Genomic DNA, 12,493 nt, shown 5'->3' with positions numbered 1-12,493 from the left:
CCGGCGGGGCGTCAGCAGCGTAGGAAGCGCCCTGTCCGGCTGCCGCCCCACCGGACAGAACGGGGCACGTCGGGCGGCGGGCTCAGCTACCGAGTTGCGCCAGCAGCTCGTCCGCCGCGGCGTACGGGTCGATGGCGCCCTCGGCCACCTTGGCGGCGAGCGTCGGCAGCTGCGTACCGTCGCGCAGCGAGCCGATCCGGGCCCGCAGCACGCCCAGCGCGATCGCCTCGATCTCGGCGGCGGCCCGCGCCTCCCGGCGGCGGCGCAGCTCACCGTGCTGCTCCAGCCAGCCGCGGTGCTTGTCGATCGCGGCGGCGATGTCGTCGATCCCCTCACCGCGCGCGGCGATCGACCGGACCACCTGCGGTCGCCACTCCCCCGGCCCGCGCTCGCCCAGCGCGATCATCCCCTGGATGTCGCGCACGGTGGCGTCGGCGCCGTCCCGGTCGGCCTTGTTGACCACGAAGACGTCGGCGATCTCCAGGATGCCGGCCTTGACCGCCTGGATCGCGTCACCCATGCCGGGGGCGAGCAGCACCAGCGTGGTGTCGGCCAGCGAGGCCACCTCGACCTCGGCCTGCCCGACCCCGACGGTCTCCACCAGCACCACGTCGCAGCCGGCGCCCTCCAGCACCCGGACCGCCTGTGGCGTGGCCGCGGAGAGCCCGCCGAGGTGGCCGCGGCTGGACATGGACCGGATGTAGACGCCGGGGTCGGTGGCATGGTCCTGCATCCGGACCCGGTCGCCGAGGATCGCCCCGCCGGTGAACGGGCTGGACGGGTCGATGGCCAGCACCCCGACCCGGTGGCCACGGGCCCGCAGCGCCCGCACCAGCTCGTTGGTGGTGGTCGACTTGCCCACCCCCGGCGAACCGGTCAGGCCGACCACCTGGGCCTGCCCGGCGTACGGCGCGAGGGCCGCCGCCACCTGCGGCAGCACCTCGTCACCGGACTCGACCAGAGTGATCAGCCGGGCCACCGCGCGGGGGTCGCCCGCGCGGGCCCGCTGCACCAGCATCGGTACGTCCCGGCTGCGGCGCACCGGGCCGGTGGCCGCCGCCGGGGCGTTCTCGACGGTCACTGCGCCACCTTCGTTCGCGACTGCGGGGCTCGCAGACCCGGCTCGCTCCTCGCGCTCACCCGCACGGTCAGCTCTCGCCCCCGGTCGGCACGTGGATGATCAGGGCGTCGCCCTGCCCGCCGCCGCCGCAGAGCGCGGCCGCGCCGGTGCCGCCGCCCCGCCGCTTGAGCTCCATCGCCAGGCTGAGCACCAGCCGGGCGCCGGACATCCCGATCGGGTGGCCGAGCGCGATGGCGCCGCCGTTGACGTTGACCTTGTCCGGGTTGACCCCCAGGTCCCGGGTGGACTGGATGCCGACCGCGGCGAACGCCTCGTTGATCTCGATGAGGTCGAGGTCGGAGACGGCCAGGCCGGCCTTCTTCAGGGCGTGGTTGATGGCGTTGGACGGCTGCGAGTGCAGCGAGTTGTCCGGGCCCGCCACGTTGCCGTGCGCGCCGATCTCGGCCAGCCAGGTGAGCCCCAGCTCCTTGGCCTTGGCCATGCTCATCACGACCACCGCGGCGGCGCCGTCGGAGATCGGCGAGGAACTGCCGGCGGTGATGGTCCCGTCCTTGGTGAACGCCGGACGGAGCTTGCCCAGCGACTCGGCGGTGGTGTCCGGCCGGATGCCCTCGTCCTCGCTGATCACCAGCGGGTCGCCCTTGCGCTGCGGGATGATCACCGGAGTGATCTCGTCGGCGAAGTGGCCGTTCTTCTGCGCGGCGGCCGCGCGCTGGTGGCTCGCGGCGGCGAACTCGTCCTGCTCGGCGCGGGTGATGCCGTGCCGGGCCCCGTGCCGCTCGGTCGACTCGCCCATCGAGCAGCAGTCCCAGGCGTCGGTGAGGCCGTCGAGGGCCATGTGGTCCTTGATCGTGACGTCGCCGTACTTGTAGCCGGAGCGCTGGCCCAGCAGCAGGTGCGGGGCGTTGGTCATCGACTCCATGCCGCCGGCCACCACGATGTCGAACTCGCCGGCCCGGATGAGCTGGTCGGCCAGGGCGATCGCGTCCAGGCCGGAGAGGCAGACCTTGTTGATGGTCAGCGCCGGGGTGGACATCGGGATGCCCGCCTCGACCGCGGCCTGCCGGGCCGGGATCTGGCCGGCGCCGGCCTGGAGCACCTGCCCCATGATCACGTACTGCACCTGGTCGGGGGCGACGCCAGCGCGCTCCAGCGCGGCCTTGATCGCGATGCCGCCCAGCCTGGTCGCCGGGAGGTCCTTGAGGTTGCCCAGCAGGCGCCCCATCGGGGTCCGCGCGCCGCTGACGATCACCGAAGCCATTGCCTGCCTCCGAGGGGGTGCCGACCTGTCCGCCTTAACGATTGTTAGGACGCACCTTATCTGCCGGCGCCAGCGGCAGCACGGTGACCCCGCGCACGTTCACCACCGCTCCAGGTTACGACCGTCGATGGGACGTTCGCCGCACCAGGCCGGCCGCGCCGCCCAGCGTACGGCCCGCCCGCCCGGGCCCGACCGCTCGGCGCACCGCTCGTCCGCCCGGGCCCCGCCGCCCGACGGCCGACCCGGTCCGACCGGGCCCGGGTCGGCGCGCCCCGGGCGTCCGGGGCCCGGCCTCGCCGCGGTTCAGGCCCGGCGCGGGCGGCCCCGGCGCGGCGGCACCGGGCCCCTCGGGCAGGCGGCCGATGGCCGGGGCGGCCGGCCGGCCACCTCGATCCGCGGGGTCCGGTCCGCCGGGAGATGGTCGAACTCCGCGACCACCACCACGTCGACCTTCCCGTCGAGCATCATCTGCCGCACCTCGTCCCACGGCGCCGTGGTGATGATCCCGAGCAGGTCATAGCGGCATCGCCTGGCGTGGTCCAGGCAGGCCATCAGGTGGGGTTCGATGGGGTCCACCTGGACCGGGATCCAGATGGCGGCAACGGGGCGTGACAGTGAACTCACCATCCGTACTCTTCTCCGGATGCAAGTTGCAGATCAACCTCCCGCCGTCCGGGTTCGCATATGCCGAACGATCGATGGGCGGGATTGCCTCCGGACACTCGGGCCCCGACCGCAGCGCGCGGACCCGCTCGTCCGCGCCCGGGTCGGTGGGGCGACCGCCACCCCGGCCATCGGGCGCGCCCGGCCGCCGCGCCGATCATCCGGTCAGCCGCCCGCCGGCCGACCACGCCGCCCGCCAAGGTGCTCGTCGAGGCGGCTCTCCACGCCCTTGAGCCGGCGTTCCGCGTCGTTGACCGCGTCCCGCAACGTCCCGCGCCCGTCCGGGTGCAACTCCACCTCGAGCCGCCGCAGCCGCTCCGGCACCCCCGGGACGGCCTCCCGGCCCGGTCGGGCGGGCGCCCCGTACCAGTCCTGCCGGAACTCCTCGTTCTGCCGGGCCAGCCGGCGCAGCGGCCGGCTCACCGCCACGGCCAGGGTCAGCGCGCTGAGGATGGACCCCGACACCACGCCGACCGCCGCCCACTGCTCCAGGGTCACCGCGACCACCCCGCGGCCCGCCGCCCGGCGGGGACACGCCACCGGCGGGTGACGTCCGGTGTGCTGCCGCGCTTCTTCGGTGCCGTACCCACGGCCAGGCCCTCCCGAGTCCGATCCGGGCCCCCGTGCCGGGCCCGCGCGGCGCCGGCCGGGGGCGACCAGTGCTGATGAACGTGCCGGTTCGCATCGTGCGCCCGCGCCGCGTCGCGGGGCATCCCCCGTCCAGCAGGACGAACGGCACGGGGCGGCCCGACGCTCGGGCGTCCGGCCGAGGTCGTCCGGGCGGCCCCGGCCGGGGTCGGCCGTTCGACCGAGCCGCCCGGCGCGGGCGTCCGGGCGTCACCCGTTCAGGGGAGTGAGATGCCCGACCGGGTCACCGTCCCGAACGATCGTTCGGTCACACTGGCGCCATGGCTGAGAACTCCCCCGTCGAATCCGTTCCCGACCACGTCAGCGACATCGGCCTGCGCCGCATCGACCATGTCGGGATCGCCGTGCCCGACCTCGACGCCGCGATCGACTTCTACCAGCGCACCTTCGGCATGCGCTGCGTGCACACCGAGACGAACGAGGAGCAGGGCGTCCGCGAGGCCATGCTCGCGGTCGGCCCGGACGCCGAGGGCGGCCTGGTGCAACTGCTGGCGCCGCTGTCGCCCGACTCCACGATCGGCAAGTTCCTGGACCGGCGCGGTCCGGGGATCCAGCAGGTCGCGTACACCGTGGCGGACATCGACGCGGCCTGCGCGGCGCTGCGCGAGCGCGGCGTGCGGCTGCTCTACGAGACCCCGCGGCGGGGCACCTCGGACTCGCGGGTGAACTTCGTGCACCCGAAGGACGCCGGCGGCGTGCTGATCGAACTCGTCCAGCCAGCCTGAGCCGGCCGGACCGGGCGCCGCCCGGCCTGAGCCGGCCGGACCTGGTCCCGCCCGGTTTGAGCCGGCCGGACCGGCTCCCGCCCGGCCGGCGCCGGTCGGGCGGGAGCCGTCCTGATCCCTGGGACAAGGCGCGGCAGTGCGCGGTTGCGCGTTCCCACGGACACCTCCACGCATCGGTGGATGCAGTTTTTCACACAGGACTTCCGACCCTAGCTACCGTTCAGTAACGTCCGGCTGCACAGGAGTGCGACCGGTGCCGGATGTGTCGATTGCCGACATGGCGGTCCCGTCGCACCGGCGCCGACGATGGCAGCACCCCTGCCCGCCCGGTGCGGGTGCGCAACGAACGGGAGGTCACCGTGCAGGACATCCTTGAAGCGATCATGGCGGCGGAAGGCTCCGCGCAACCGGAGCGGGAACTCGCCGGCCTCGCCGGCCTGCCGGTCCCGGAGAGCTACCGGGGTGTGGTGGTGCGGGCCGAGGACACCCGGATGTTCGAGGGCATGGCCACCCGGGACAAGGACCCGCGCAAGGCGCTGCACGTCCAGGAGGTGCCCACCCCCGAGCTGGGCCCGGGCGAGGCGCTGGTCGCCGTGATGGCCAGCGCCATCAACTACAACACCGTGTGGACCAGCATCTTCGAGCCGCTGCCCACCTTCAAGTTCCTCCAGCGCTACGGCCGGCTCTCCGAGCTGACCCGCCGGCACGACCTGCCGTACCACGTGGTCGGCTCGGACGCGGCCGGCGTGGTGCTGCGCACCGGACCGGGGGTGACCAAGTGGAAGGCCGGCGACGAGGTGGTCGCGCACTGCCTGTCGGTGGAGCTGGAGGACGCCGCCGGCCACGACGACACCATGCTCGACCCGCAGCAACGGATCTGGGGCTTCGAGACCAACTTCGGCGGCCTGGCCGAGCTGGCCGTGGTCAAGGCCAACCAGCTGATGCCGAAGCCGCGCCACCTGAGCTGGGAGGAGGCGGCCAGCCCCGGGCTGGTCAACTCCACCGCGTACCGGCAGCTCGTCTCGCACCACGGGGCGAACATGAAGCAGGGCGACGTGGTGCTGATCTGGGGCGCGTCCGGCGGCCTCGGCGGGTACGCCACCCAGATGGCGCTGGGCGGCGGCGCCATCCCGGTCTGCGTGGTCTCCTCGCCGGAGAAGGCCGAGCTGTGCCGGAAGATGGGCGCCGAACTGGTCATCGACCGCACCGCCGAGGGCTTCCGGTTCTGGAAGGACGAGCAGACCCAGGACCAGGACGAGTGGCGCCGCTTCGGTGAGCGGATCCGCGAGCTGACCGGCGGCGAGGACCCGGACATCGTCTTCGAACACCCGGGCCGGGAGACCTTCGGCGCCAGCGTCTACGTCGCCAAGAAGGGCGGCACCATCGTCACCTGCGCCTCCACCAGCGGCTACCTGCACCAGTACGACAACCGCTACCTCTGGATGCACCTGAAGCGGATCGTCGGCAGCCACTTCGCCAACTACCACGAGGCCTGGCAGGCCAACCGGCTGGTGGCGCTCGGCAAGGTGCACCCGACCGTGTCGAAGACCTACCCGCTGGAGCAGACCGGCCAGGCCGCGTACGAGGTGCACCGCAACGCCCACCAGGGCAAGGTCGGGGTGCGCTGCCTCGCGCCGTCGGACGGGCTGGGCGTGCGCGACACCGCGCTGCGGGCCCGGCACGAAACGGCGATCAACCGGTTCCGCGGGCACTGACCCGTTCGGCTGATCGGGCCGCACCAAAGCGCGGAGGAGGGCTTGCCTTTCCAGCGCCGGGCACACCATTCGATTGCCGTACGACAAAGGGCCGCGGGCGACCACCCGCGGCCCTTTTTCCGGCCCTCCTCGGCCGCCGCCCGACCCGCCCGGGACCTGCCAAGATCGCCGTTTGGTCCGGTCCCACCGGGTCACCCGAGTTGACCATGTAATGAGGACATGAAAGGTGCGGACCGCTCTTGCGGAGCACCCTGGGGCGTCTGCCAGTATGTCCCAATGCCCCAGCAGCAGTCCTCCCCTCTTGCGTTCTTCGATAACGCGAACTCACAGCCCGATTTCACCGTTGGCCTGCGTGGATACAACACCGGGCAGGTCGACGACTTCATCGGCCGGCTGACCGCCGCCCTGACCCAGTCCGAGCAGGCCCGCGCCGAGGCCGAGCAGCGGATGAACGACGCCCAGCGCCGGCTCCGGCAGGCCGAGCAGCGCCAGAGCGCGCTGGAGCAGAAGCTCACCGAGACCAACAAGCAGCTCGAGGAGAACAGCCGGCCGACCCTCTCCGGCCTGGGCACCCGCGTCGAGCAGATCCTCCGGCTGGCCGAGGAGCAGGCCAACGACCACCGCAACGAGGCCAAGCGCGAGTCGGAGGGCATCCTCTCCGCCGCCCGCCTCGAGGCCCGGGAGATCACCGACAAGGCGCGCGCCGAGGCGGCCGCCATGAAGGCCAGCGCCGAGCGGGAGGCGGGCAACGTCCGCACCGCTGCCGAGCGCGAGGCCGCCGAGGTCCGGGTGCAGGCCCGGCGCGAGGCCGACACCCTGCGCGCCGACGCCGACCGGGAGACCAAGCAGCTGCGTACGGTCACCGCGCACGAGGTCGCCGAGCTGAAGTCCACCGTCGAGCGCGAGGTCGCCACCCTGCGGGCCACCGCCGAGCGGGAGATCACCCAGCAGCGGGCGAAGGCCGCCCGGGAGGCCGAGGAGAAGCGGGCCGAGGCGACCAAGCTGCTCACCGACGCGCGGGACAAGCGCGACAAGGACCTCCAGGCGCTGGAGCTGCAGCTCGCCGAGCGGCGCGAGAAGGCGGAGCGCGAGGAGTCGGAGCGGCACGCCGCGCAGGTCGCCCAGACCCAGAAGCTGGTCAGCGAGGCCGAGCAGCGGGCCCGGGCCGCCCAGGAGCGGGCCAAGGAGATCGAGCAGCGGGCCGAGGCCCGGCGGGTCGAGTCGGAGCGCACCGCCAACGAGACCGTCGACAAGGCCAAGGCGCTGGCCGACAAGACGCTCAACGAGGCGCGCGCCGAGGCGCAGCGGGTGCTCAGCGAGGCCCGCACCGAGGCGGAGCTGACCACGCAGGCGGCCCGCCGCGAGGTCGAGGACCTCACCCGGCAGAAGGACGCGGTCACCTCGCAGCTCGGCCAGATGCTCTCCGGCCTGGCCGGCATCGTGCCGGGCGTGCCGGCGGCCGGCGCCAAGCCGGAGGCGGCCAAGGACGCGGGCTCCGAGAAGAAGGTCACGGCCGAGTCGGCCAGCTGAGCACCATCCGCATCGGGGCATGAACCGCGGCGCGGGGTGACACCGGGTGACCGGTGGCGCCCCGCGCCGTCATGCTTTCCCGCCCGTTTCGCCACGTCAGTGAAGTAGCTCCCAACAGGGGCGTCCGTATCGCCCCAGCAGAGCCGGATGCGTGTGAGGATGGGGGTATGTCGCACGGCGAGGAACTGTTCGCTCTCGGCGGGGACGTGACCACGGAGCCCAGCTTCGAGTCCGCGCTCCGGGGTTACGACAAACGACAGGTCGACCGGTACGTCGCTCGTGCCGAGCACGAGATCGCGGCGCTGACGGGCGAACGGGAGCAGGCGTACACCCAGATCCACAAGTTGGCCGGCCAGGTCGAGGTGCTGCAACGCGACCTCGCCCAGGTGCGCAAACAGGTGGGCGTGGTGGACCGGGCCTCGTTCCGGCACCTGGGGCCCCGGGTCGAGCAGATCCTCACCATGGCCGAGGAACAGGCCGACGAGATCCTCGCCGCCGCCAACGAGGAGATCGAGGCCCGGCGCGCGACCGCCGAGCACATCATCGAGGAGGCGCGGGAGCAGGCCGCCCAGGCGCTCAAGGACTTCGAGATCGCCCTCGCCGCCCGGCGGGCCGAGGAGGAGCGGCACACCGCCGCCCGGAAGGCCGAGGCGGAGGCCGCGCTCAAGGCGGCCACCGACGAGGCCGAGCGGCTGCGCCGTACCGCGCAGGAGGCGCTCGCCACGGCGCAGCAGGAGGCGACCCAACTCCGGGACACCGCCAAGGAGATCCACACCCGGGCCCAGCAGGAGTCGACCCGGCTGCGCGAGACGGCCAAGGAGGCCGTGGCCAAGGCCCAGCAGGAGGCCAACCAGCTCCGCGAGGCGGCCAAGGAGGTGCACGCCAAGGCGCAGCAGGAGGCCAAGCGGCTCACCGAGGCGGCGGCCGAGGCCGGCCGGGCCACCCACGCCAAGGCGCTCACCGACGCCAAGAAGATCGTCGACGACGCGGAAGAGGCCGCGAAGGCGACCCGCGGCCGGGCGCGCACCGAGGCGAACCGGCTCACCAGCGAGGCCGCCGAGGCCGGCAAGCGCAACCGCGCCGAGGTCGAGGCGTACGTGCAGCGGATGCGCAGCGAGACCGAGGCGTACGTCCAGCAGGCCCGGACGCAGACCCAGCAGGAGCTGGGCACCTGGCGGGCCGGGGTGGAGAAGGAGGTCAAGGCCCGGCGGGACGCCGCCGACAAGGAGCTGGCCCAGCGCCGCGCCGCCGCCGAGCAGGAGTACGCCAAGCACCGCGACGAGCTGGACAAGCAGCACCGCCGGCGGACCGAGGAGCTGGAGCAGGGGTACACCGCCCGCCGCCAGGAGATCGAGCAGGCCGCGACCGGCGTGCGCGAGGCCGCCGAGCGGGACGCGCTGACCGTGCGCCAGCGGGCCGAGGAGGAGGCCGCCGAGCTGCTGCGGCGGGCCGAGGAGGAGGCCGGCGACAAGCGCCGCAAGGCCGACGAGCACGTGGCCGCCTCGCGCCGCCAGTTCGAGGAGTACGCGGCCACCACGCAGCAGCACCTGGCCACCACCCAGCAGCACCTCGCCGCCACCCAGCAGGAGGTGGCCGCCGGCCGGCAACAGCTCGCCGAGGTGATGCTGGAGATCGCCACCGCCCAGCAGGAGCTCGCCGACCTGCGGACCGAGACCTGGTCGTTGCGGCAGGAGTCCGACGACCTCCAGCGGCGCCTCGCCGAGCTGCGGCTGTCGGCGGACTCCGCCGGCCTCGCCACCACCCCGGTCGACCCGGACGAGCTGGCGGCCGCCGCCGGCGCTGACCCGACCGGCGACGAGGACGGCGGCGCGCCGGCGGGCGACCGGGCCGCCGCGACCGTCCCGGCCAAGGGCGGCGCGGCCAAGGGTGGCGCGGCCACCTCCCCCAACGGCGGCCGCCCGGCCCCGGAGTCGGGGAAGCCGGCGGAGGGCGGCACGACCCGCCCGGTCGCCGAGCCGGTCACCACCGTGGACGGTACCGCCGCCAGCGCCGGGGTGGACGGCGAGCCGACCGTGGCCGCGGTGCCCGGCGAGGGCGGCCGGGGCGCCACCCCCACGAAGATCACCAGCACCGGCGAGAACGGCAAGCGGCCGAGCAAGCCGACCACCGACGAGCGCAGCGCCAAGCCGAGCACCGTCACCGTCGACAAGGACTGACCGCCCGCCGACCCGGCGTCGCGGCCGGCACCCCGCCGGTCCCGGCACACAGCACGGGCGGGGGATGGCCGGGCCGCCCGGCCGACCGCTAACCTGCGGGCAGGGATCGCGCCGCGAAACCGCGCGGTCCGTCACAGGTCGCTCCGCCGGGAGCGGGAGCCGGGAGGAAGCGGGTGTCGCAGCAGGGGTCCACCGGCCCGGCCGACGACGACCCGTCCCGGGCGGCCCGCCCCGACCCCGCAGACGGCACCGAGCCGCCCCGCGCCACCGGACCGACCCACGCCACCGGGCCGACCCGCGCCACCGGACCGGCCGGCGCGGGCGCGGTGGCCGACGTGGTGCCGGAGACCGAGCCCACCGAGTTCGAGCCGAGTGGCCGGTTCGGCGTGCCCGGCAAGCCGCTGCGCCGCAGCAGCTTCCTCGTCGGCTTCACCGGCGCGCTCGGCGTGCTGCTGGCGTACGCGCTCTTCCTGGGCATCCGCAACTCCGCCGGCATCCTGGTGCTGGTGGTGATCGCGCTCTTCCTCGCCGTCGGGCTGCACCCGGCGGTGGTCCGGCTGCGCGGCTGGGGCCTGCCGCACGGGCTGGCCGTGGCCGTGGTGACGCTCGCCGTGGTGCTGCTGATCGTGGGCGGCCTGCTGGCGCTGGTGCCGCCGGTGGTGACTCAGTCCGGGCAGTTCATCCAGCACCTGCCCGAGTACGTCGAGGACCTGCGCCGCAACCCCACCGTCAACGACCTCGTCGAGCGGTACGACGTGGTGCAGCGGGTCCAGTCGGCGGCCAACGCGGACACCGTCGGCCGGGCGCTCGGCGGCGTGCTGGGCGGCGCACAGCTGATCTTCGGCACCATCTTCCGGGTGCTGACCGTGCTCGTGCTGACCATCTACTTCCTGGCCTACTTCAACAAGCTGCGCGACCTCGGGTACGCGCTGGTGCCCCGCTCGCGGCGGGAGCGGGTGCGGCTGATCGGCGACGAGATCCTGACCCGGGTCGGCGCCTACATGGTGGGTGCGCTGACCATCGCGGTGCTGGCCGGCGCGAGCACCTTCGTCTTCGCGCTGATCGTCGGCCTGCCGTACCCGTTCGCGCTGGCCGTGGTGGTCGCGGTGACCGACCTGATCCCGCAGATCGGGGCGACCCTGGGCGCGGTCGTGGTGACCCTGGTCGGCCTCGCCACCGACCTGCCGATCGGCATCGCCTGCCTGGTCTTCTTCCTGGTCTACCAGCAGGTGGAGAACTACCTGATCTACCCGAAGATCATGCGCCGGGCGGTCTCCGTCAACGAGGTGGCGGCGCTGCTCGGCGCGCTGCTCGGGGTGTCGCTGCTCGGCGTGGTCGGCGCGCTGCTCGCCATCCCGATGGTGGCGGCCCTCCAGCTCATCCTCCGCGAGGTGGTCCTGCCCCGGCAGGAGTCCCGCTGACCGGCCCGCCGGCCGAGCGCGCCCCGGACGGATCGGCGCTACTCCGCGCGGCGCTGGGCGGGCCCCGGGACCGGGGTGTCCGAGAAGGCGGCCACCGTGCGGTCGGCGTACGCGCTGACGTCGCCGGTCTCCATCGGGCCGTCCCAGGTGGTGGGCAGCGGCAGCGGCACGGCCGGGTTGACCCGGCGGACGATCTCGTTCAGCGCGGTCTCCGCGTCACCGACCCAGAGGTGCTTGGCGCCGGGCACCCCGACCACCTCGGCCTGCGGCACGGCCGCGAAGCGCCGCCGGGCCTCCTCGGGGCGCAGGTAGTCGTCGAACTCGGGCACCAGGGCGGTGAGCGGGCGGCCCGACTCGGCCCAGACGGTCAGGTCCTCGGGCTGGGAGAAGCGCAGCGGCGGGGAGAGCAGGATGGCCCCGGCGATCGCCGGATCGCAGCCGTACTTCAGCGCCAGGTCGGTGCCGAACGACCAACCGACCAGCCAGATGTCCGGCAGCTCGTGGAACTCGGCGTACTCGATGGCGGCGGCCACGTCGAAGCGCTCGCCGACCGCGTTGTCGAACGCGCCCTCGCTGGTGCCCCGGACGCTGCTGGTGCCCCGGGTGTTGAACCGGAGCACCGCGAGGTCGGCCAGGGCGGGCAGCCGCCACGCCGCCTTGCGGAACACGTGGCTGTCCATCATCCCGCCGTGGGTGGGCAGCGGGTGCAGGCAGACCAGGGTCGCGACCGGCTCCCGGTCCAGCGGCCGGGCCAGCTCGCCGACCAGTCGCAGCCCGTCGGCGGTGTGCAGCTCGATGTCCTCCCGCCGGCCGGGCAGGATCGACGACGCACGGATCGCGGTGCTCACCGCCCCAGTCTCCCGCGCCGCCGCCCGCGCCGCCCGGCGGGGCGCAAACAGGGTGATCCAGATCGCTCAGCCGTGGCGGGGGGCGCCGCGGCCGCGCTGCAGGTTCGGCCCGCGCCGGTCCCGGGCCCGCCAGCAGCCGCTGTGCCAGTGCCGCCGGTCGGTCAGGTCGCCCTGCCCGTCGGCCGGCCACGCCACCACGTGCGCCACGCCTGGGCGGATCTCCTGGTCACAGCCGGGACAGCGGTACGTCTTGACCGACGCCCCGCCGCTGATCCCGCGTACCTGCCACTCGCCGTCGCGCCACTGCTGGACGGTCGGCACGCCCTGGCGGGCCCGCTCGGAGTCCAGCTGGCTGGTCTCGTCCCGGCGGGGACGGTTGCGACGGGGGCTCACGGTCACCAAGCGTACGGTCCGCCGGCCGGGC

Annotated in this window: 11 protein-coding genes; 5 read left to right on the top strand and 6 right to left on the bottom strand. The window is 74.1% G+C overall.

From position 1 onward, the window contains the following. Positions 1 to 82: 82 nt before the first annotated feature. From meaB to ACIBPB_RS22215, 4 genes are all read right to left on the bottom strand, one after another. On the bottom strand, positions 83 to 1,018 hold the full coding sequence (gene meaB / locus ACIBPB_RS22230; protein ID WP_396841549.1) for a methylmalonyl Co-A mutase-associated GTPase MeaB: 936 nt from the start codon (positions 1,016 to 1,018) through the stop codon (positions 83 to 85). A gap of 130 nt (positions 1,019 to 1,148) precedes the next feature. Further along, entirely contained in the window at positions 1,149 to 2,342 is a 1,194-nt protein-coding gene (locus ACIBPB_RS22225) for an acetyl-CoA C-acetyltransferase (RefSeq protein ID WP_396841411.1), read from the bottom strand. Positions 2,343 to 2,645: 303 nt separating this feature from the next. Continuing rightward, positions 2,646 to 2,966 carry a hypothetical protein gene (locus ACIBPB_RS22220; RefSeq protein WP_396841410.1) on the bottom strand — a complete coding sequence of 107 codons (321 nt, stop codon included), beginning with the start codon at positions 2,964 to 2,966 and terminating at the stop codon, positions 2,646 to 2,648. A gap of 204 nt (positions 2,967 to 3,170) precedes the next feature. Then, a complete protein-coding gene (locus ACIBPB_RS22215) occupies positions 3,171 to 3,503 on the bottom strand; it encodes a hypothetical protein (RefSeq protein ID WP_396841409.1) in 333 nt (110 codons plus the stop codon). Positions 3,504 to 3,913: 410 nt separating this feature from the next. Here ACIBPB_RS22215 and mce point away from each other — a divergent pair, with 410 nt between their 5' ends. From mce to ACIBPB_RS22190, 5 genes are all read left to right on the top strand, one after another. Then, on the top strand, positions 3,914 to 4,378 hold the full coding sequence (mce, locus tag ACIBPB_RS22210) for a methylmalonyl-CoA epimerase (RefSeq protein ID WP_396841408.1): 465 nt from the start codon (positions 3,914 to 3,916) through the stop codon (positions 4,376 to 4,378). A gap of 359 nt (positions 4,379 to 4,737) precedes the next feature. Beyond that, on the top strand, positions 4,738 to 6,093 hold the full coding sequence (gene ccrA, locus ACIBPB_RS22205; protein ID WP_396841548.1) for a crotonyl-CoA carboxylase/reductase: 1,356 nt from the start codon (positions 4,738 to 4,740) through the stop codon (positions 6,091 to 6,093). A 276-nt stretch (positions 6,094 to 6,369) separates the two neighbouring features. Further along, the gene (locus tag ACIBPB_RS22200; protein WP_396841407.1) at positions 6,370 to 7,623 is read left to right on the top strand and encodes a DivIVA domain-containing protein; all 1,254 of its coding nucleotides are present in this window, start codon (positions 6,370 to 6,372) and stop codon (positions 7,621 to 7,623) included. A gap of 167 nt (positions 7,624 to 7,790) precedes the next feature. Further along, positions 7,791 to 9,800, top strand: a complete 2,010-nt coding sequence (locus ACIBPB_RS22195; protein WP_396841406.1) for a hypothetical protein — start codon at positions 7,791 to 7,793, stop codon at positions 9,798 to 9,800. Positions 9,801 to 10,126: 326 nt separating this feature from the next. Continuing rightward, positions 10,127 to 11,221: an AI-2E family transporter gene (locus tag ACIBPB_RS22190; RefSeq protein ID WP_396841547.1), complete on the top strand. Its 1,095-nt coding sequence runs from the start codon at positions 10,127 to 10,129 to the stop codon at positions 11,219 to 11,221. Positions 11,222 to 11,259: 38 nt separating this feature from the next. Here the strand turns inward: ACIBPB_RS22190 and ACIBPB_RS22185 are convergent, their stop codons facing one another. Beyond that, entirely contained in the window at positions 11,260 to 12,069 is an 810-nt protein-coding gene (locus tag ACIBPB_RS22185; RefSeq protein WP_357318310.1) for an alpha/beta hydrolase, read from the bottom strand. 66 nt (positions 12,070 to 12,135) lie between these two features. Next, a complete protein-coding gene (locus ACIBPB_RS22180; protein WP_396841405.1) occupies positions 12,136 to 12,462 on the bottom strand; it encodes a hypothetical protein in 327 nt (108 codons plus the stop codon). Between the last annotated feature and the right edge of the window lie 31 nt (positions 12,463 to 12,493).

This window comes from Micromonospora sp. NPDC049836, from assembly GCF_044465125.1.
Taxonomy (GTDB): Bacteria; Actinomycetota; Actinomycetes; order Mycobacteriales; family Micromonosporaceae; genus Micromonospora.
This window is presented reverse-complemented; position numbering and strand designations above follow the sequence as displayed.